Annotated in this window: 19 protein-coding genes; 12 read left to right on the forward strand and 7 right to left on the reverse strand. The window is 68.0% G+C overall.

The features are described 5' to 3' along the window. On the reverse strand, positions 1-256 hold a 256-nt coding region (locus P2T65_RS12940; protein WP_276198947.1), incomplete at its 3' end, for a transposase. A 711-nt stretch (positions 257-967) separates the two neighbouring features. Here P2T65_RS12940 and rpsF point away from each other — a divergent pair. From rpsF to purF, 10 genes are all read left to right on the forward strand, one after another. Continuing rightward, positions 968-1408, forward strand: a complete 441-nt coding sequence (gene rpsF / locus P2T65_RS12945; protein ID WP_055460560.1) for a 30S ribosomal protein S6 — start codon at positions 968-970, stop codon at positions 1406-1408. Between the two features lie 3 nt (positions 1409-1411). Next, on the forward strand, positions 1412-1648 hold the full coding sequence (gene rpsR, locus P2T65_RS12950) for a 30S ribosomal protein S18 (protein ID WP_019404164.1): 237 nt from the start codon (positions 1412-1414) through the stop codon (positions 1646-1648). A gap of 193 nt (positions 1649-1841) precedes the next feature. After that, entirely contained in the window at positions 1842-2837 is a 996-nt protein-coding gene (locus P2T65_RS12955; protein ID WP_276199923.1) for a DUF2232 domain-containing protein, read from the forward strand. A gap of 18 nt (positions 2838-2855) precedes the next feature. Beyond that, positions 2856-3422 (forward strand): 50S ribosomal protein L9, encoded by a 567-nt coding sequence (rplI, locus tag P2T65_RS12960; protein WP_055460558.1) that lies wholly within the window; start codon positions 2856-2858, stop codon positions 3420-3422. A gap of 191 nt (positions 3423-3613) precedes the next feature. Further along, the gene (locus tag P2T65_RS12965; RefSeq protein ID WP_055460557.1) at positions 3614-4867 is read left to right on the forward strand and encodes a cyclopropane-fatty-acyl-phospholipid synthase family protein; all 1254 of its coding nucleotides are present in this window, start codon (positions 3614-3616) and stop codon (positions 4865-4867) included. Positions 4868-5250: 383 nt separating this feature from the next. Further along, a complete protein-coding gene (locus tag P2T65_RS12970; RefSeq protein WP_055460556.1) occupies positions 5251-6741 on the forward strand; it encodes a replicative DNA helicase in 1491 nt (496 codons plus the stop codon). Positions 6742-6780: 39 nt separating this feature from the next. Next, on the forward strand, positions 6781-7932 hold the full coding sequence (alr, locus tag P2T65_RS12975) for an alanine racemase (protein WP_276199924.1): 1152 nt from the start codon (positions 6781-6783) through the stop codon (positions 7930-7932). A 3-nt stretch (positions 7933-7935) separates the two neighbouring features. Continuing rightward, complete coding sequence (gene radA / locus P2T65_RS12980; protein WP_276199925.1) at positions 7936-9348, forward strand: DNA repair protein RadA; 1413 nt, start codon at positions 7936-7938, stop codon at positions 9346-9348. Positions 9349-9450: 102 nt separating this feature from the next. Beyond that, positions 9451-10092, forward strand: coding sequence for a CvpA family protein (locus P2T65_RS12985; protein WP_055460554.1), 642 nt, complete (start codon positions 9451-9453; stop codon positions 10090-10092). Positions 10093-10228: 136 nt separating this feature from the next. After that, on the forward strand, positions 10229-11677 hold the full coding sequence (gene purF, locus P2T65_RS12990; RefSeq protein ID WP_055460644.1) for an amidophosphoribosyltransferase: 1449 nt from the start codon (positions 10229-10231) through the stop codon (positions 11675-11677). Between the two features lie 227 nt (positions 11678-11904). Here the strand turns inward: purF and P2T65_RS12995 are convergent, their stop codons facing one another. After that, complete coding sequence (locus P2T65_RS12995; RefSeq protein ID WP_055460553.1) at positions 11905-12513, reverse strand: L,D-transpeptidase; 609 nt, start codon at positions 12511-12513, stop codon at positions 11905-11907. Positions 12514-12672: 159 nt separating this feature from the next. After that, entirely contained in the window at positions 12673-13104 is a 432-nt protein-coding gene (locus tag P2T65_RS13000) for a hypothetical protein (protein WP_145979743.1), read from the reverse strand. Positions 13105-13280: 176 nt separating this feature from the next. Between P2T65_RS13000 and P2T65_RS13005 the strand changes: the two genes are divergently transcribed. Further along, positions 13281-14021 (forward strand): SDR family NAD(P)-dependent oxidoreductase, encoded by a 741-nt coding sequence (locus tag P2T65_RS13005; protein WP_055460551.1) that lies wholly within the window; start codon positions 13281-13283, stop codon positions 14019-14021. Between the two features lie 40 nt (positions 14022-14061). Here P2T65_RS13005 and der read toward each other — a convergent pair whose 3' ends face one another. The 3 genes from der to P2T65_RS13020 all read right to left on the reverse strand — a co-directional run bounded on the left by der (position 14062) and on the right by P2T65_RS13020 (position 17138). Then, positions 14062-15423: a ribosome biogenesis GTPase Der gene (der, locus tag P2T65_RS13010; protein WP_055460550.1), complete on the reverse strand. Its 1362-nt coding sequence runs from the start codon at positions 15421-15423 to the stop codon at positions 14062-14064. 19 nt (positions 15424-15442) lie between these two features. Continuing rightward, complete coding sequence (locus P2T65_RS13015) at positions 15443-16105, reverse strand: tetratricopeptide repeat protein (RefSeq protein ID WP_055460549.1); 663 nt, start codon at positions 16103-16105, stop codon at positions 15443-15445. Between the two features lie 124 nt (positions 16106-16229). Continuing rightward, positions 16230-17138, reverse strand: a complete 909-nt coding sequence (locus tag P2T65_RS13020) for a DMT family transporter (RefSeq protein ID WP_071923664.1) — start codon at positions 17136-17138, stop codon at positions 16230-16232. 153 nt (positions 17139-17291) lie between these two features. On the opposite strand from P2T65_RS13020, the gene P2T65_RS13025 reads away from it, so the two are divergent. Further along, positions 17292-17729 carry an Lrp/AsnC family transcriptional regulator gene (locus P2T65_RS13025; protein ID WP_055460547.1) on the forward strand — a complete coding sequence of 146 codons (438 nt, stop codon included), beginning with the start codon at positions 17292-17294 and terminating at the stop codon, positions 17727-17729. 70 nt (positions 17730-17799) lie between these two features. On the opposite strand, the gene P2T65_RS13030 is transcribed toward P2T65_RS13025, so the two are convergent. After that, a complete protein-coding gene (locus P2T65_RS13030) occupies positions 17800-18432 on the reverse strand; it encodes a LysE family transporter (protein ID WP_071923663.1) in 633 nt (210 codons plus the stop codon). Between the last annotated feature and the right edge of the window lie 14 nt (positions 18433-18446).

Genomic DNA, 18446 nt, shown 5'->3' on the forward strand with positions numbered 1-18446 from the left:
CATCGTAAGCCCTTGTGATCGCGTCCATGAGCCGATCCCAGACGCCCGCCTTCCGCCATCGGTTGAAGCGGTTGTAGATCGTGGTCGGCGGCCCGTAGCGCGCCGGCATGTCCGCCCACGGCGCGCCCGAGCGCAGGCACCAGAAGATGCCATTGAGAACCCGCCGGTCATCCACGCGAGGCACGCCCCGCGACTTGTTGGGAAGGTGAGGCCGGATCGCCTCCCATTCGAAATCCGTCAGATCGTAGCGGCCCATCGCAAAGCTCCCGAAAAGGAGCTTGAATCACAATCGCCACCGTCAGGGAACCCAGAGCCGTTTATGGGTTTACGGCCTAGGACGAATGGGCGAGGAAATATTTCTTACTAGATGTGCGACCGTTGGCGTAATTGGAAAAAACCAGAAAGATGAGCTACTCAAAGGCCTCAAACTCCGAAACGGATGCGGCCACCCAAACAGCTTAAGAATCGGACAGAATACCGTTACAAGCCATCTAGAAATATTGATATTGAATGTATTCGAGCCATTTTCAATCTGATTTTGCACAATAGTGCACACAGGACCTGATCAAGATATGGCGCTGCAGATGATCCGTTGGCCCACCGGCGGACGAAGCCAAAAGCATCTTGCCAGAGTTCGCGACGTCACTGGCTGCGTGAGTTGAGCACGGGGGCCCACCAGTCGACGGCAGATTACCTGAAATCGCGAGATGGCGCTGTGAGGCCGGCGCTCCCCCTTGCCATCCCCCGCAAAATCCCTTAAAGGCCCCGCTTCACGTTCGCTCCGGCCGGGGGCTGAACGGACGGCGGTGCCTTGCCGACGGGATCTCATCCCGAGGTGAGGTCCGTGAGGGGCATCCGCCCCGGCGTCCCGTGTCTCCGCCTTCGAACAGCGCGCTCGGGCCTTGGCGACAGGGCTCGAAGGGCTCAGCGCCGGAGAGAACGTCGGTTGTAAAGGAAAGGCCACTCAATGGCTCTCTACGAGCACGTCTTCCTGGCACGCCAGGATATTTCCGCACAGCAGGTCGAGGCCCTCGTCGAACAGTTCAAGGGCATCGTCGAGACGAACGGCGGCTCCGTCGGCAAGACCGAGTACTGGGGCATCAAGTCGCTCGCCTACCGCATCAAGAAGAACCGCAAGGCGCATTTCACGCTGGTCAACATCGACGCCCCGGCCGCGGCCGTGGCCGAGATGGAGCGCCAGATGCGCATCAACGAGGACATCCTGCGCTTCCTCACCCTGCGGGTCGAGGCGCACGAGGAAGGCCCCTCCGCGATGATGCAGAAGCGCGACCGCGACGAGCGCCGCGACCGCGACGGCGGTTTCGACCGCGGCCCGCGTGGCGATCGTGGTGACCGCGGCCCGCGCCGCGACCGCCGCGAAGACGAAACGGCGTCCGAGGAGAACTGAGCCATGTCGAGCGCACCCCGCCGCCCCTTCTTCCGCCGCCGCAAGACCTGCCCGTTCTCGGGCCCCAACGCGCCGGTGATCGACTACAAGGACACGCGCCTGCTCTCGCGCTACATCTCCGAGCGCGGCAAGATCGTGCCCTCGCGCATCACGGCCGTCTCGGCCAAGAAGCAGCGCGAGCTCGCCCAGGCCATCAAGCGCGCGCGCTTCCTGGGCCTCCTGCCCTACGTCATCAAGTAAGGCGACGGAGGACGCGGCATCCGGCTCGCCGGGTGCCGCGCACAGCCCCGGGCGGACGCCTCGCCCGCCCGGACGCAGCAAGCGAACCCGAAAACCCCGTCGCTCTCCCGTCACGCTTCGTGGAGAGTTTGCTGGGACGGACGTCGGATCCGCCCCTAACCCTGCGAAAGGCAGCGGGACAGCAGGACGATTGATGAGCACTCTCGTCACAGGCGCAGGCGCCGGCCTCGTATCGGCCCTCCTCTTCACCGTGGTGATCACCGGATCGCCGCTGGCGGTGATGCTGTCCTATGTCGCCCCCCTTCCCGTCATCATCGCCGCGCTCGGCTGGAACCACCGGGCCGGCCTCGTCGCCGCCGCCGTCGGCGCGCTCGCCATCGGCATCGCGCTGCGCTGGGCGGCCGCGCCGGCCTTCGCGCTCGGCGTCGCCCTGCCCGCCTGGTGGCTCGCCTATCTCGGCCTTCTCGGCCGCCCCACGGGCGACGGGCGCACCGAATGGTATCCCATCGGCCGTCTGCTGCTGTGGGTGGCCGCGGTCGCCGGGCTCGTCACCTTCGCCGGCGCCGTCTCGCTCGGCTGGTCCTACGAGGCCTATGTCGAGACCATGCGCCGCGCCATCGAGTCCGTGCTGAGGGCGGAGCTCGGCGCCGGGGCCGAGGGCGCCGCCGAGGGCGCGGGCGAGTTGCCCGGCGGCCTCTCGGCCGTCGCGACGGTGGACACCATCGTCGCCGTGATGCCGCTCGCCGCCGCGGCCTCCTTCGTGCCGATGCTCGTCATCAACCTCTGGGGCGCGGCCAAGGCGGTGAGCCTCTCCGGCCGGCTGCCGCGGCCGTGGCCGCCGCTGCCGCTGATGATGCTGCCGCGCCAGGCGCCTTTCGCGCTGGCCATTGCGCTCGCCGGCGGCGTCATGCTGACGGGCTTTGCCGGCGTGCTCGCCCAGGCGCTCACCGGCGCGCTCGCCGCTGCCTTCGCGCTGCAGGGTCTCGCGGCCATCCACCGCTGGACGATGGGCAAGGCCGGACGGCCGCTGATCCTCGGCCTCGTCTATCTCGTCGTCGTCATCTTCCTCATCTGGGCGCTGCCGGTGCTCGCCGTCGTCGGCGTCATGGCGGCCTTCTTCGGCCCGCCCGAACACCAGATCACGTCGGGCACGCCGTCCGTCGCTCCCGATCGCCAGAACCGAACCTGAAACGTAAGGAGAACCACCATGGAAGTCATCCTGCTCGAACGCGTGCCGAAGCTCGGCCAGATGGGCGAAGTCGTGCGCGTGCGCGACGGTTTCGCCCGCAATTTCCTCCTGCCGCAGGGCAAGGCGCTGCGCGCCACCACCGCCAACAAGGCCCGCTTCGAGCAGCAGCGCGCCCAGCTCGAGGCCCGCAACCTCGAGCTCAAGAGCGAGGCCGAGAAGGTCGCCGAGAAGCTCAACGGCGAGAGCTTCGTCGTCCTGCGCCAGGCCGGCGAGACGGGCGTGCTCTACGGCTCGGTCGCCACGCGCGACATCGCCGAGGTGCTGACGGCCGGCGGCTTCAGCGTCTCGCGCCAGCAGATCGTGCTCAACGCGCCGATCAAGACGCTCGGTCTGCACACCGTGCCCGTGGCGCTGCACCCGGAGGTCGAGGTGTCGATCACCGTCAACGTCGCCCGCAGCGCCGAGGAGGCCGAGCGCCAGCAGCGCGGCGAGGCCGTCTTCACCCGTGAGGAGACGAACCTCGACGACCTCGGCCTCGAGGTGGGTGCGGCACTGGCCGACGCCGCCGGCGAAGAGCAAGTCTGAGGCAAGACAAAGCCCATGAAACAGCGACCGGCGGCGGACGAAGCCGCCGGTTTCAGCCCGTTTCTTCAGCCACCTTCGCAGTTCATGGGCGCCGTGATTGGCGCCCATTGCATTTCTGGGCAACCGTTCCTAACCTTTTTCTGTCGTTCCAGCACAGTGCAACGGCCGCGAGGCCGGGAGGAGGTGCAGGTATGGACAGGTTGCTGCGACCGTTGCTTGGGCGCCTCATCCGGCAAGGCACCCTCGAAGTGCAGGTGGCGGACACGCCACCCTTCGTTGTCGGCGACGGCAGCGGCCCTCCCCTCAGCGTCCGCATCGCGGGCCGGCGGGACGTGGCGGCGCTCATCGCCAATCCGGACCTTGCCCTCGGCGAACTCTACATGAACGGCCGCCTGACGATGCAGAAGGGCGACATCGCCGATCTGATCGCGCTCGGCATGATCAACCTGCGCCTCGCGCGCCCGCCCCTGCCGGTGCGCCTTGTCCGGCGCTGGCGCAAGTGGCTGCGCGGCTTCATGCAGTGGAACCGCATGCCGCGATCGCGGCGCAACGTCGCCCATCACTACGACCTGGACGGGCGTCTCTACAGCCTCTTCCTCGATGCCGACAGACAATATTCCTGCGCCTATTTCGAGACGCCCGACCAGTGCCTCGACGATGCGCAACTCGCCAAGAAGCGGCACATCGCGGCCAAGCTGCTCGTCGAGCCGGGGCACAAGGTGCTCGACATCGGCTGCGGCTGGGGCGGACTGGGTCTCTATCTCGGCGCCTATGCGGAAGCGGACGTCGTCGGCATCACCCTGTCAGAGGAGCAACTCGGCGTCGCCAATGCCCGCGCCAAGGAGCGCAACCTCGCCGACAAGGTGCGTTTCCGGCTGCAAGATTACCGCGCCGTCGCCGAACGCTTCGACCGCATCGTCTCGGTCGGCATGTTCGAGCACGTCGGCGTGCCCTATTACCAGACCTTCTTCGACACGGCGGCGCGTCTGCTCGACGACGACGGCGTCATGCTGCTGCATTCCATCGGCCGCATGGAGGAGCCCGGCGCGACCAATTCCTGGATCGCCAAGTACATCTTCCCCGGCGGCTACATCCCGGCTCTGTCGGAGGTGCTGCCGGCCATCGAGCGCGCCGGCCTCATGGTGACGGACATCGAGATCCTGCGTCTGCACTATGCCGAGACGCTAAAGGCCTGGCGCCAGCGCTTCCATGCCCGCCGGGAGGAGGCGGTCGCGCTCTATGACGAGCGTTTCGCCCGGATGTGGGATTTCTATCTCGCCGGCTCGGAGATGTCCTTCCGCCACGACGGCATGATGGTGTTCCAGATCCAGCTCGCCAAGAAGATCGGCACAGTGCCGCTGACGCGCACCTACATCGCCGAGCGGGAAGCCGCGCTGCGCCGGCGCGAGGGCCAGCGCAGCCCGCTGAGGCTCGCCGGGGAGTAGGGACGGGGAAGAGACTGCGGAGCCCCACGGCCACGGTCGCTGAAACCCGGTGCCGTCCCTTCCTGCCGTCATGCCCGCGGTTGTCGCGGGCATCCACGCCTTTGACGATTGCAAGCCCGAAGGCGTGGATGGCCGGGACAAGCCCGGCCATGACGAGGGAGCCCCCGCACCTGCATTGACACGCCGGCGTCATGGGCAATGCCCTGCCTCCGTGCGACAGAGTCACCCGCGCGACACGGTCAACGAAAGGTTAACGACTTCTCAACGTCGTCCCCGCTTTGCTGGACTGTGCACCGCGTTTTCGCCGCCGCCCGCCCGCGCCGCTTCGACGGACGCGGCGACGTGTTAGTCTGATCGTCCAGCGACTCGATGACCGAAGACCGATGGCAACCGTGAATTCACTCGCAGCGCGGCTCGACGGCCCCGATGAGCCCCGCTACCGTCTTGCGCCGCACAATATCGACGCCGAGCAGGCGCTGCTCGGCGCGATTCTCGTGAACAACGAAGCGTTCTTTCGCGTCTCGGACTTTCTCGAGCCCGCCCATTTCCACGAGGAGGTGCACCGGCGCATCTACGAGGTGACATCGAGCCTCATCAAGGCAGGCAAGATCGCGACCCCCATCACGCTGAAGACCTTCCTTGGCGACCACGACCTCGGCGGCCTTACCGTATCGCAATATCTCGCGCGGCTCGCCGCCGAGGCGACAACCATCATCAACGCCGAGGACTACGGCCGCACGATCCACGACCTCGCCATCCGCCGCGAGCTCATCAGCATCGGCGAGGATATGGTCAATGTCGCCTATGATGCGCCGGTCGATGTCTCGCCCCGCGATCAGATAGAGGACGCGGAACGCAAGCTCTACAGCCTTGCCGAAACCGGCCGCTACGACGGTGGCTTCCAGCGCTTCGCCGATGCGCTCACCGCGGCCATCGACGTCGCCGCTGCGGCTTACAAGCGCGAGGGCAAGCTCTCCGGGCTCGCCACCGGCCTGCACGACCTCGATCGCATGATGGGCGGCCTGCAGCCGTCGGACCTTGTCATCCTGGCCGGCCGCCCGGCCATGGGCAAGACGTCGCTCGCCACCAACGTCGCCTTCAACATCGCCAAGGCCTACCGCGGCGAGAAGCAGCCGGACGGCGCGGTGAAGACGGTGGACGGCGGCATCGTCGGCTTCTTCTCGCTCGAAATGTCGGCCGAGCAGCTGGCCAACCGCATCATCGCCGAGCAGTCCGGCATCCCATCCTACAAGATCCGCCGCGGCGACATCCGCGAGGAGGAGTTCTACCGGATCAGCGACGTCGCCCGGGAGATGCAGACGATCCCCTTCTACATCGACCAGACGGGCGGCCTGTCCATCGCCCAGCTCGCAGCGCGGGCACGGCGCCTGAAGCGTCAGCGGGGGCTGGACCTCCTCGTGGTCGACTACCTGCAGCTGCTCTCCGGCTCGTCCAAGAAGGGCGACAACCGCGTGCAGGAGCTGACCGAGATCACGACGGGCATGAAGGCGCTCGCCAAGGAGTTGCACGTGCCCATCATCGCCCTGTCGCAGCTGTCGCGTCAGGTCGAGAACCGGGACGACAAGCGGCCGCAGTTGTCGGACCTGCGCGAATCGGGCTCGATCGAGCAGGATGCCGACGTCGTGCTCTTCGTCTATCGCGAGGAATATTACCTCAAGAACAAGGAGCCGAAGCCCGGCACCGAGGAACATTTCAAGTGGCAGGCCGAGATGGACCAGGCCCATGGCAAGGCCGAGGTCATCATCGGCAAGCAGCGCCACGGCCCGACTGGCACCGTGCAGCTGTCCTTCCAGGCGGATGTCACGCGCTTCGGCAATCTCGCGCAGGAAGACCGCCTGCCAGAGCAGTTCTGAACGGCCCTGAGGCCCGATCCACATGAGGCTCCGGACATCGTGACCAGCAAACCGAACGAGCCGCGCCCCGCCATCGGCGAAGACGAGGCGGGCGGGCTCCTCACCATCGACCTCGGCGCCCTCGTCGCCAACTGGCGCATGCTGGCCGCCAAGGCGGGCGGAGCCGAGACGGCGGCAGTCGTCAAGGCCGACGCCTACGGCATCGGCATCGATCAAGCGGTCCCCGCGCTTTACGCTGCCGGTTGCCGCACCTTCTTCGTCGCCCATCTCGTCGAGGCGCGGCGCACGCGCGCGGCGGCGCCGGATGCCGTGATCTACGTGCTCAACGGCCTCCTGCCCGGCACCGCCGCCGCCTACCCGGCGCATGACCTGCGGCCGGTGCTCGGCTCGCAGGAGGAAGTCGAGGAATGGGCAGCCTTCTGCCGGGCGGGTGCGGGCCGGCTGCCGGCGGCCATCCATGTCGACACGGGCATGAACCGTCTCGGCCTCAGGGCCGAGGCCGCGCTGCAGCTCGCCGAAGACGCCGAGCTTCTCGGCGCCTTCACGCCGAGCCTCGTCATGAGCCATCTCGTCTCGGCCGAGGAGCCGGAGCATCCGATCAATGCCCGGCAGATCGCCGCCTTCACGCATGTGCGCGAGCGCTTTGCCGGCGTGCCAGCCTCGCTGTCCAATTCCTCCGGCATCTTCCTGCCGCAGGCGCCGCATTTCGACCTCGTGCGGCCAGGCTACGCGCTCTACGGCGGCAACCCGACCCCCGAACGCGCCAACCCGATGCGCCCGGTGGTTCAGCTCGAGGCGCGCATCATACAGCTGCGCTGGGCGCCGGATGGCGAAACGGTGGGCTATAATGGCCACTGGACGGCACAGGGCCGGCGGCGCATCGCGACGTTGTCGGTGGGCTATGCCGACGGCTATCTGCGCACGGCGAGCGGCACCAATCTCAAGAGCGGCGGCGAGGCGCTCGTGGCCGGCGTGCGCTGCCCCTTCGCCGGGCGCATCTCGATGGATCTGATCACGCTCGATGTCAGCGCCGTGCCCGAGGGCGCCGTCCGGCGCGGCGACAAGGTCATCCTCATCGGCAACGGCCTCACCGTGGACGAGGCCGGCAAGCGCGCCGGCACCATCGGCTACGAGATGCTGACCGACCTCGGCAAGCGGTATTACCGTCGCTACCTGCCGGCAGCGTCCTAGCGTATGGCCAGACGTGCGCCCTCCTTCATCTGCCAGAGCTGCGGCGCCTCCTATAAGCGCTGGCAGGGCAAGTGCGACGCGTGTGGGGCGTGGAACAGCCTCGCCGAGGAGACGGCGAGCGCCCCGTCCATGCCCGTGCCGGGCGCGCGGCTCGGCGGACGGGCAAAGGGACGCGTCTTCCCGCTCGAGGGACTCACCGGCAGCGAAGCACAGGCACCGCGCGCGGCGAGCGGCATCGGCGAACTCGACCGCGTGACGGGCGGCGGCTTCGTCGAGGGCTCGGTCATCCTCATCGGCGGCGACCCCGGCATCGGCAAGTCGACCCTGCTGATCCAGGCCTGCGCCGCGCTGGCACGGGCCGGCCACCGCATCGCCTACATCTCGGGGGAAGAGGCCATCGGCCAGGTGCGCCTCAGGGCTGACCGCCTCGGCCTCACCGACGCACCGGTGGAGCTCGCCTCGCAGACCAATGTCGAGGACATCGTCGCCACTTTGTCGCAGGGGCCGGCGCCGCGGCTCGTGGTCATCGATTCGATCCAGACCATGTGGAGCGGCCTCGTCGATGCGGCGCCCGGCACCGTCACGCAGGTGCGCGGCAGCGCGCAGACCCTTATCCGCTTCGCCAAGACCACCGGCACCTGCGTCATCCTCGTCGGTCACGTCACCAAGGACGGGCAGATCGCCGGCCCGCGCGTGGTCGAGCACATGGTGGATGCGGTGGTCTCCTTCGAGGGCGACAGCGGCCACCATTTCCGCATCCTGCGCGCCGTCAAGAACCGCTTTGGGCCCACTGACGAGATCGGCGTCTTCGAGATGACGGGCAGCGGCCTTGCCGAAGTGCCCAACCCCTCCGCCCTCTTCCTCGCCGGCCGCGACCATGCGGCGCCCGGCGCGGCGGTCTTCGCCGGCATGGAGGGCACGCGCCCCCTCCTCGTCGAGTTCCAGGCGCTCGTCGCCCCGACCTCACTCGGCACGCCGCGACGGGCGGTGGTGGGATGGGAGCAGAACCGTCTCGCCATGGTGCTGGCCGTGCTCGAGGCACACGGCGGCCTCAGGCTCGGTATGCACGACGTCTATCTGAGCGTTGCGGGCGGGCTGAAAATCACGGAGCCGGCGGCCGACCTCGCTGCGGCGGCAGCCCTCGTCTCCTCCCTCGCCGGCCGGCCGCTACCGCCCGAAGTCGTCTTCTTCGGTGAGATCGGTCTTTCCGGCGCGGTCAGACCGGTCGCCCAGGCTGCCCAGCGCCTCAAGGAGGCGGCCAAGCTCGGCTTCCGCCGCGCCGTGACGCCCGCGGCCATCCGCGAGGCGGGCGATGCGTCGCTCGCCCTCACCGGCACGGCCCATATCGCGGATCTCGTCGCCAACGTCGCGGCCGGGCCGCGGCAAAGGGATGCCCGGCTCGTTCATGACAGGTGACGAAAGCCCATCGGCGGGCTATACAGCGCGCTGAGGCAGCAACGTGGCCAGCGGCACCGGAGCCGAGGGCATAACGAACACAAGGCTCAACGGCGCGCGCTCATGCCAGTTCCGCTTCTCGATCTCATCGTTCTTGGCATCGTCGTCATCTCGGCCCTGCTGGCGACCGTGCGCGGGTTCACGCGCGAGGTCCTCGCCATCGCGTCCTGGGCCGCTGCGGCGATTGCCGCGCTGATGCTGCATCCGGCGCTGCTGCCCTACGTGAAGCAGCACATCTCGAACCCGACCATCGCGCTTGTCGTGGCCATCGCGGCCATTTTCCTCGTCACGCTGATCATCGTGTCCTTCATCACGGTGCAGCTGTCGGACCTGGTGCTCGATTCGCGTATCGGCGCGCTCGACCGTTCGCTAGGTTTCATCTTCGGCGCGGCCCGTGGCTTCCTGATCTGCGCCGTCGCCTTCCTCTTCTTCAACTGGCTGGTCACACCCGAGATGCAGCCGGAATGGGCGCGGGACGCCAAAACGCGCGGCATCCTGCAATCCACCGGCAACAGCCTGATGGCGCTTCTGCCGGATGATCCGGAAACCGCCATCCTGCAACGTCTCAAGCGGCCGAAGCCCGAAGGCGAGACCGGGGAACCGCCGGCCGAAGCGGTACCGGAGCAGCGCACCCAGCAGATGCCCGGCAGCTACGAACAGGGCGACCGGCAGGGCATTCGCGCCCTCGTGGGGGGAAACAACTGAGGCAACCCGCGCTTTTCGCACATGCGGCATGACGCGAGTGCGGATTGCAACGACAATGGTTTGACACGACATGAGGCGTGACCGCCCGTTTCCATGATCCCATGGTCGGCGGGCTACCGTGCATGCGGTGGACGACATGATGGACAGCGACTTCGACGGGGATACCCTGCACGAGGAGTGCGGGGTGTTTGGCATTTTCGGACATCCTGACGCGGCGGCGGTCACTGCGCTCGGCCTGCACGCACTGCAGCACCGCGGGCAGGAGGCGGTCGGCATCGTCTCCTACGACGGCGCCAAGTTCCATGCGGAGAAGGGCCTCGGTCTCGTCGGCGACAACTTCTCCGACGCGGCGGTGATTGCCCGCCTGCCCGGTGCGGCCGCCATCGGCCACGTGCGCTATGCGACGACGGGCGAGACGGCGCTGCGCAACGTGCAGCCCCTCTTTGCCGAGTTGCACGGCGGCGGCTTCGCCGTGGCACATAACGGCAATCTGACCAACGCGCTCACCCTGCGCCGCCAGCTGGTGCAGGAAGGCGCTATCTGCCAGTCGACCAGCGACACCGAAGTTATCCTGCATCTCGTCGCGCGCAGCCGCCGCGGACGCTTCATCGACCGGTTCATCGACGCGCTGCAGCGCCTAGAGGGAGCCTATTCCTTCGTCGGGCTCACCAACAAGAAGCTCATCGGCGCCCGCGACCCGCTCGGCATTCGACCGCTGGTGCTGGGGCAGCTCGACGGGCGCTACATCCTTGCCTCCGAAACCTGCGCGCTCGACATCATCGGCGCGAGATTCGTGCGCGACATCGAAAACGGCGAGGTCGTCGTCATCTCCGAAGAAGGCATCGAATCGATCAAGCCGTTCCCGGACCAGCCGATGCGCCCCTGCATCTTCGAGTACATCTACTTCGCCCGGCCCGATTCCATCGTGCACGGGCGCAATGTCTACGAGGTTCGCAAGCGCATGGGCGAACAGCTGGCGCGCGAGGCGCCGGCCTCGGCCGACGTCGTCGTGCCGGTGCCCGATTCTGGCGTGCCGGCGGCCATCGGTTATGCCCAGGCCTGCAACATTCCCTACGAGCTCGGCATCATCCGCAACCACTACGTCGGGCGCACCTTCATCCAGCCGACCCAGTCGGTGCGGGAGATCGGTGTGCGCATGAAGCACTCGGCTAACCGCGGCGTGGTGGCGGGCCGGCGCATCGTGCTCGTCGATGATTCCATCGTGCGTGGCACCACGTCAGTGAAGATCGTGCAGATGATGCGTGATGCCGGGGCGACCGAGGTGCACTTCCGCATCGCGAGCCCGCCGATCGCCCATCCGGACTACTATGGCATCGACACGCCGGAGCGCGACAAGCTGCTGGCAGCGACCCATTCGCTGGAGGAAATGCGGGCTTATATCGGTGCCGACTCGCTCGCCTTCCTGTCGGTCGACGGCATCTACCGCGCCGTCGGCTACGAAGGCCGCGACACTGCGCGCCCGCAATTCACCGACCATTGCTTCACCGGCGATTATCCGACGCCGCTCACCGACATCTCCGGTGAAGCGCCGCGTCAGCTCTCGATGCTGGCCGAAGCGGGCTGAATCACCGCGTCCTTCCGATGAAAAACCCGCCTTCGTGAGAAGGCGGGTTTTTTCTTGCCAGCCCTGAAACCTTCAGGCCGGCCCTCTCTGCATCATGCCCGCGCTCGTCGCGGGCATCCACGCCCGCCGGCCTGTGCAACGTCGGGGCGTGGATGGCCGGGACAAGCCCGGCCAGGACGCTCCAAGCCGACCGCGTCTCAGGCAACTGACGACCGCACAACTACAGGTCAGATCACGATCACCCGTGTTCCTGTCGGCACGCGCTGGTGGAGGTCGATGATATCGTCGTTCATCAGCCGCACGCAGCCGGAGGAGACCGCCTGGCCCATGGTCCAGGCTTCGGTCGTGCCGTGGATGCGGTAGAGTGTGTCGACTCCATTCTGGTAGAGGTAGAGTGCGCGGGCGCCGAGCGGGTTCTTGATGCCGCCGGCCATCATCACCGGCAGCTCCGGCTGGCGCTTGCGCATCTCGGGCGGCGGATACCAGGCGGGCCAGACGGCCTTGCGCGCCACGGTCGCCTCGCCCGACCAGGAGAAGCCGTCGCGGCCGATGCCGCAGCCGTAGCGCAGCGCCTCACCATTTGACAGCACGAGATAGACGAAGCGCGTCTTGGTGCGCACGACGATCGTGCCTGGGCGGCCGGGACCCTCGTAGGGCACGATCTGGCGCATGTAGATGGGGTCGATGACGAAATCCTGCGGTGGGCCGGCAAGGTTATCAGGCGCCTGCTGGGCGGAGGCCCCGACGCCGGTCATGGCCGCGGCCGGCAAGCCCGCGAGCGAACAGGCGGCGGCGCTGAGACCGATGGAGAGAAAATTGCGACGATTCATGGACATGTCTTCTTCCTCGGGAGGGGCGGACGCCGCCGGCAGCGGCACGGCCCGAGGCTGGCCTCCAGGCACCCGCCGCGACCGCCGGGACATCGCGTGCCCGGCGGATTAATCCTGCCGTGCGGGCGATGCCCTCGGGGCGTCATGAACGAAAACGGAGATGGTTCAGATGACGAGAAGCCGCGGCGGGCCGAGCGGCGGCGGCATCTCGTGCGTCGGCGGCATGCGGCTCTGCTCGCAGGCAGCAAGCCCCGAAAAGCCTCGCAACGGCACCGCAACCGCGGCTGTCGGCAGGATGCCCGGCTGGCAAGGCGTCTTGGTCTCGCCGGCTGGCACGGCCTGACCGTCGATGGCCGATGCCGCATCAAGCGACAGGACGGCAAGCTCGCTGAGGCTCGACGCCGCGAAGGTGGCGGCGAGGCGCTCGGCCGCATTGCGTGCATGGGCCATCCGCCCGGCAACCATGGCAACTGCCACGGCAACAACGAGCGCCAGACCGGCGCCGCGCACGAAGCGCCGCCACCCGACACGTCCATCGATGCTCGCTGATATCAGCACGATTGCCCCGCCAAAGCTGCGGTTTCCGCCTGCCGCCATGTACACCGGTCAGATGCTGCCGCATTGCGGCAAAACTGGGCAAATCACAGGCCGGCGAGCTGAGAAGGCAACAGTGTTGCACAAACTCCACAACTGCGTTCCCAGCCTCGCCCAGCGGCGCAAATGGTGCTAGGGACGGGCCAGATCAGACTCGCGCCTCAACTGCAGGATCGTCCATGTCCAGCCCCCTCGCCGACCGCATCGCCCTCGTCACCGGCGCCTCGCGCGGCATCGGCCGTGCCGTCGCGCTCGAACTGGCGCGCGCCGGCGCTCATGTGATCGCCCTTGCCCGTACCAGCGGTGCGCTCGAGGACCTCGACGACGAGATCCGCGCCCTCGGCGGCTCGGCAACTCTGGTGCCGGTCGACCTCAAGGATTACGATGCGCTCGACCGGCTCGGCGCCGCCATCCACGAGCGCTGGGGCAAGCTTGATGTGCTCGTCGCCAATGCCGGGCTGCTCGGCGCGCTCTCGCCACTCGGTCATATCGAGCCGAAGGTGTGGGACGACGTGATGGCTGTGAACGTCACCGCCAACTGGCGCCTCATCCGCTCGCTCGATCCGCTGCTGCGTGCCTCCGATGCCGGCCGGGCGGTGTTCGTCTCCTCCGGCGCGGCGCACAAGGGCACCGCCTATTGGGGCGTCTATGCGGTCTCGAAGGCGGCGCTCGAGATGCTGGCGCGGACCTATGCGGCCGAAACCGCCAGCACGCCGGTGAAGGTAATGCTCGCCAATCCGGGCCCGCTGCGCACGGCCATGCGCCGGGCGGCCATGCCGGGCGAGGACCCGCAGACCCTGCGCACGCCGGAGGATTTCGCGCCGCACCTCGTCAAGCTGGTGCTGCCGGAGTGGCAGGAGAGCGGGCTCATCTACGATTTTCGCGAGGATCGGCTGCTGAAGCCGCAGATGCCTGCCTAAGGCGAGGCATTAGGCAGTCGTTGATCCGACTGCCGATTGCCTATTGCCGACTGCCCTTCTCGTACGGGTTCTTGCCCGTGCGTAGTGAGAGGCGGATCGGCACGCCCGGCAGGTCGAAGGCCTCGCGCAGGCCGTTGACAAGATAGCGCGTGTAGGACCTCGGCAGTTCCTGCAGTTGGTTGCCGAAGATGGCAAAGTGCGGCGGGCGCGCCTTCACCTGGGTCATGTAGCGGATCTTGATGCGCCGGCCGGCCACCGCCGGCGGCGGGTGGCTCGCCAGCATGTCGCCGAGCCAGCGGTTGAGCTGAGCGGTCGATACGCGGCGGTTCCACACGTCGTGCGCCGCGAAGACCGCCTTCATCAGCACATCGATACCCTCGCCAGCGAGGCCGGACAGCGGCACGACCGGCACGCCCTTGACCTGGGCGAGCAGGCGCGAGGCCTCTTCCTTCAATTCCTTCAGCAGGCCCGGCCGGTCGGCGACGAGGTCCCACTTGTTGAGGCCGATGACGAGCGCCCTGCCCTCGCGCTCGACGAGGTCGACGATGGTGAGGTCCTGCTTCTCGAAGGGGATGGTCGCATCGAGCAGCACGACGACGACGTCGGCGAAGCGCACGGCGCGCAGGCCGTCGGCCACGGATAGCTTCTCGAGCTTGTCCTCGACGCGGGCGCGCTTGCGCATGCCGGCGGTGTCGAACAGCTTCACCCGCCGGCCGCGCCAGTCCCAGTCGAGCGAGATGGTGTCGCGCGTGATGCCGGCTTCCGGGCCGGTGAGCAGCCGCTCCTCGCCCAGCATGCGGTTGACGAGGGTGGACTTGCCGGCATTGGGGCGGCCGACGATGGCGACGCGGACGGGCCGGTCGGCCTCCTCAACCTCCTCAACCTCGTCCTCATCCTCCTCCGGCTCGCGCGGCAGCAGGGCCTCGAGCGCGTCGTAGAGCTCGCCAAGGCCCTCGCCGTGCTCGGCCGAGATCGGCACGGGATCGCCGAGGCCGAGGCCGAAGGCCTCATAGGCGCCCTCGATTCCCTTGCCACCCTCCGCCTTGTTGGCGAGCAGCACCACGGGCTTGCCGGAGCGGCGCACCACGTCGGCGAAGGCGCGGTCGGTCGGTGTCAAGCCGGCCCGCACGTCAACGACGAAAAGGATGACGTCGGCATCGGCGATCGCCGCTTCGGTCTGCGCACGCATGCGCCCGGCGAGGGAGGCCTCGTCCGCCTCCTCAAGGCCGGCCGTGTCGACGATGTTGAAGGTGAGGTCGCCGAGCCGTGCCTCGCCCTCGCGCCGGTCGCGCGTAACGCCCGGCCGGTCGTCGACCAGCGCGAGCTTCTTGCCGACGAGGCGGTTGAACAACGTCGACTTGCCGACGTTGGGCCGGCCGACGATGGCGACTGTGCCAGCCATGGCTTCGTACCTCGTGAACTCAGCCGGCCTTGCCGACGGGGCCGCTGCGCACGAGTTCGAGATAGATGTTGACGCGCTGGCGCAAGGCCGGCGGCGCCTCGCGGTCGGCGGCAATCTGATCGAACCAGCGGCCCGCCGCCTCGTAGTCGCCGGCCTTGAGCGCCGCGAGGCCGAGGAGTTCGCGCGCGCTGTGGCGCCACACGGCGGCAGGCGTGGCGAGCGGCTCGAGCTTCGCCGTCACGGTCGGGGCGTCCATCTGGTCGAAGCCCGCGACGACGGCGCGCAGGCGCGCGAGATCGCGCAGGCCGGCCGGCACGGTCGCGTCGGCCGCGATCGCCTCGTAGGCCTCGACGCCCCGGGCCGGATCCGAGCGTGCGGTCTCCGCCGCCAGGCGCAGGCGCGCCACGAGGCGGTACCCGGTCGACCCGTCGTTCTCGATCTCGCGCAGCAGCGCCGCGGCCTCGTCGCCCCGGTTCGCACCGAGAAGCTCGAGCGCCTGCTCGTAGCGGGCGCCGGTCGCCTCCGCCTGGCTGCGCTGCTGGTGCTGGTAGAATCGCCAGCCGCCAATGGCCGCGACGAACACGACCGCCAGGACGATGACCTTGGTGCCGTGCTTCTTCCAGAAGGCGAGCGCCTTGTCGCGCCGCAGTTCCTCTTCGATCTCGTGAAAGATATCAGCCATCGAGCCCGTAGACCGCTGGCCCGCGCGAGGCGCGGGCAAATTTCATCCAGCCGGTCGCCTAGCACAGTCACCGGCCAAAGGCGAGCGCCATGGACGAGCGCGCGCCGGCCGAGCCGCCGCGCGTTCAATCGCAGGCTCGCGCCGGCGCGATCCGGCGGAGCGGACGGCCGGGAAGCGACCATCCGAGGTTCATCGCCGCCGCGGCGAAAAGCACGCCGACGGCGCCGGCGATCTGCAGCCCCTGCAGGGGATGGCCGAAGACCAGAAGATCGACCAGCACCGCGGCGATCGGATAGATGAAGGACAGGGCCCCGGCGAGATGAGTCGGCAGCCGCTGAAGAGCGCCGTAGAGCAGGATGTACATGAGCCCAGTGTGCACGATGCCGACGGTCGCGAGCAGCGTCCACTGCCTTGCGCCGGACGGCGGATGCGCCAGATCGGCGAAGGGCGCCAGCATCAGGATGCCGACGCAGACCTGCACGAGGGCGATGAGGTGCGGCGGCGTGCCGGCGAGCCTGCGCGCGACGATGGCGGCGAGCGCATAGAAGAAGGCCGCGGCAAGCGCCAGGAGAATGCCGCCGAGATAATCGCCGCTGGCTGTGGCCGCAGCGGGTTTTCCCTCGACGATCAGCAGCATGCCGGCGAAGGCGAGCGCGAGCCAGACGAGCTGCGCGCCGGTCACCCGCTCGCGCAGAAGGAGCGCCCCGAGCCCCACCAGCATGAAGGGCTGCGTGTTGTAGACCACCGTGGCGACACCTATGGACGCCCGCGAATAGGCGGCGAAGAGCAGCAGCCAGTTGAGCACGATCGCCGCGCCCCCGAGCGCGGCAAGGCCGAGGATGCGAAGCGGCCATGTTCCCCGCAGGAGGCCCATGGCCGCGCAGACGACGAGCAGCGTCGCCGCCCCGAAGACGCAGCGCCAGAACACCACGTCGAGTACAGGCCGGCCGGACATGACGACGAACCAGCCGATGGTGCCGGAGATGACCATCGCCGCCGTCATCTCCGCCGTGCCCCGCAACCTCTCGCTCATGATCCGTCCTCCGCGGCCGCTGCCGCCGGTACCATTGCCATCGCTGACGATGATGATGCGGCGCCCGGGCGCATTCCATGCGTTCTGGAAGGCAGGTTTTCAAATCTTCCTAATTATGCAAGGCTGAAGGCTCAATCTGCCGATGAGGCCGCCATGCTGGACGATATCGACCGACGTCTCCTCGCCGTCCTCGTGGAGGATGCGCGTCTCTCCCTCAAGGAGCTCGCAGCCCGTGTGGGCCTGTCGTCGCCGAGCGTGTCGGAGCGGTTGCGGCGGCTGGAGGAACGGGGCGTGGTGCGCGCCTATACGGTGGATATCGCCCCCCAGGCGCTCGGCTATCAGTTGCAGGCGATCGTCCGCATCCGCCCGATGCCAGGTAGATTGCATGTCGTGCAGAAGCTCATCGAGGAGACCGAGGCCTTCTGCGAATGCGACAAGGTGACGGGCGACGATTGCTTCATCGCCCGTCTCTTCGTGCGCTCCATCGAGGAACTCGACCGCATCCTCGACCGCATCGCCGACAAGGCCGAGACGAGCACCGCCATCGTCAAGTCGCAGCCGATCCGCCGGCGGCCGCCTCCGCTGGCCTGATCTCACCCTTCCGTCGCCCCTGCCTGGAACATCGCGCCGGAAAGGTTGAAGGCGCACCCCGAAGCATCGCTCACAGTAGCGGCGCGATGAGGGAGGCGACAAGCAGCAGGGCAAGCGTGACATTGGTCAGCCGCGCCCCAAGCGGATCATGGAGGAGGCGGGAGAGACCGGTGCCCGCCAGCAACCAGGCGAGATGGATAATGACGATCATGGCCGCGAGGACGGCCGTCTTGATGGCTGCGTCCTTCCAGTCGGCGCTGCTCACGACGCTCGTGCTGGTGAAAACGGCGGTGATGGCGAGCCAGGCCTTGGGATTGGCGAGCGCCAGCAGGAAGCCGCCGATGAAGGAGGGCGCGGCTGCTTCGCCACGACCGCGGCCGCCGCGGTCGAGCGGCGGCGCTGTCGCGATGTCGAAGGCAAGGTAGAGGATATAGAGGCCGGCCGCCGCCGCGAGAACTGGCACAACGCCGGGCAAGGCGCCCAGCAGCGTGGCCATGCCGAGGGCGATGGCGAAGAGCACCGTCGTCGTGCCCGCCACGAGGCCCGCGGCATAGCCGAGAGACCTCCGGAATCCGAAGGCCGCGCCGACCGCGGCGAGGCTGATCGTCGAGGGGCCGGGACTGCCCATGACGACAACCGCCGCGAGCACGAATGGCACGAGTGCACGCCAGTCCTCCAGCCACGACAAGGCCAGCGCCATCATCGGCTTTCCCCACA

Source organism: Chelatococcus sp. XZ-Ab1 (assembly GCF_029309855.1).
Taxonomy (GTDB): domain Bacteria; phylum Pseudomonadota; class Alphaproteobacteria; order Rhizobiales; family Beijerinckiaceae; genus Chelatococcus_A; species Chelatococcus_A sambhunathii.

What these genes read in the sequence shown, in the direction of transcription:
- radA (WP_276199925.1), top strand. Translation starts at nt 7,936, where the DNA reads ATGGCCAGACGTGCGCCCTCCTTCATCTGCCAGAGCTGCGGCGCCTCC.
- rpsF (WP_055460560.1), top strand. Translation starts at nt 968, where the DNA reads ATGGCTCTCTACGAGCACGTCTTCCTGGCACGCCAGGATATTTCCGCA.
- P2T65_RS13020 (WP_071923664.1), bottom strand. Translation starts at nt 17,138, where the DNA reads ATGAGCGAGAGGTTGCGGGGCACGGCGGAGATGACGGCGGCGATGGTC.
- P2T65_RS13030 (WP_071923663.1), bottom strand. Translation starts at nt 18,432, where the DNA reads ATGATGGCGCTGGCCTTGTCGTGGCTGGAGGACTGGCGTGCACTCGTG.
- P2T65_RS12970 (WP_055460556.1), top strand. Translation starts at nt 5,251, where the DNA reads ATGGCAACCGTGAATTCACTCGCAGCGCGGCTCGACGGCCCCGATGAG.
- purF (WP_055460644.1), top strand. Translation starts at nt 10,229, where the DNA reads ATGATGGACAGCGACTTCGACGGGGATACCCTGCACGAGGAGTGCGGG.
- P2T65_RS12995 (WP_055460553.1), bottom strand. Translation starts at nt 12,513, where the DNA reads ATGTCCATGAATCGTCGCAATTTTCTCTCCATCGGTCTCAGCGCCGCC.
- P2T65_RS13015 (WP_055460549.1), bottom strand. Translation starts at nt 16,105, where the DNA reads ATGGCTGATATCTTTCACGAGATCGAAGAGGAACTGCGGCGCGACAAG.
- P2T65_RS12955 (WP_276199923.1), top strand. Translation starts at nt 1,842, where the DNA reads ATGAGCACTCTCGTCACAGGCGCAGGCGCCGGCCTCGTATCGGCCCTC.
- P2T65_RS13025 (WP_055460547.1), top strand. Translation starts at nt 17,292, where the DNA reads ATGCTGGACGATATCGACCGACGTCTCCTCGCCGTCCTCGTGGAGGAT.
- der (WP_055460550.1), bottom strand. Translation starts at nt 15,423, where the DNA reads ATGGCTGGCACAGTCGCCATCGTCGGCCGGCCCAACGTCGGCAAGTCG.
- rplI (WP_055460558.1), top strand. Translation starts at nt 2,856, where the DNA reads ATGGAAGTCATCCTGCTCGAACGCGTGCCGAAGCTCGGCCAGATGGGC.
- P2T65_RS12985 (WP_055460554.1), top strand. Translation starts at nt 9,451, where the DNA reads ATGCCAGTTCCGCTTCTCGATCTCATCGTTCTTGGCATCGTCGTCATC.
- P2T65_RS13005 (WP_055460551.1), top strand. Translation starts at nt 13,281, where the DNA reads ATGTCCAGCCCCCTCGCCGACCGCATCGCCCTCGTCACCGGCGCCTCG.
- rpsR (WP_019404164.1), top strand. Translation starts at nt 1,412, where the DNA reads ATGTCGAGCGCACCCCGCCGCCCCTTCTTCCGCCGCCGCAAGACCTGC.
- P2T65_RS13000 (WP_145979743.1), bottom strand. Translation starts at nt 13,104, where the DNA reads ATGGCGGCAGGCGGAAACCGCAGCTTTGGCGGGGCAATCGTGCTGATA.
- P2T65_RS12965 (WP_055460557.1), top strand. Translation starts at nt 3,614, where the DNA reads ATGGACAGGTTGCTGCGACCGTTGCTTGGGCGCCTCATCCGGCAAGGC.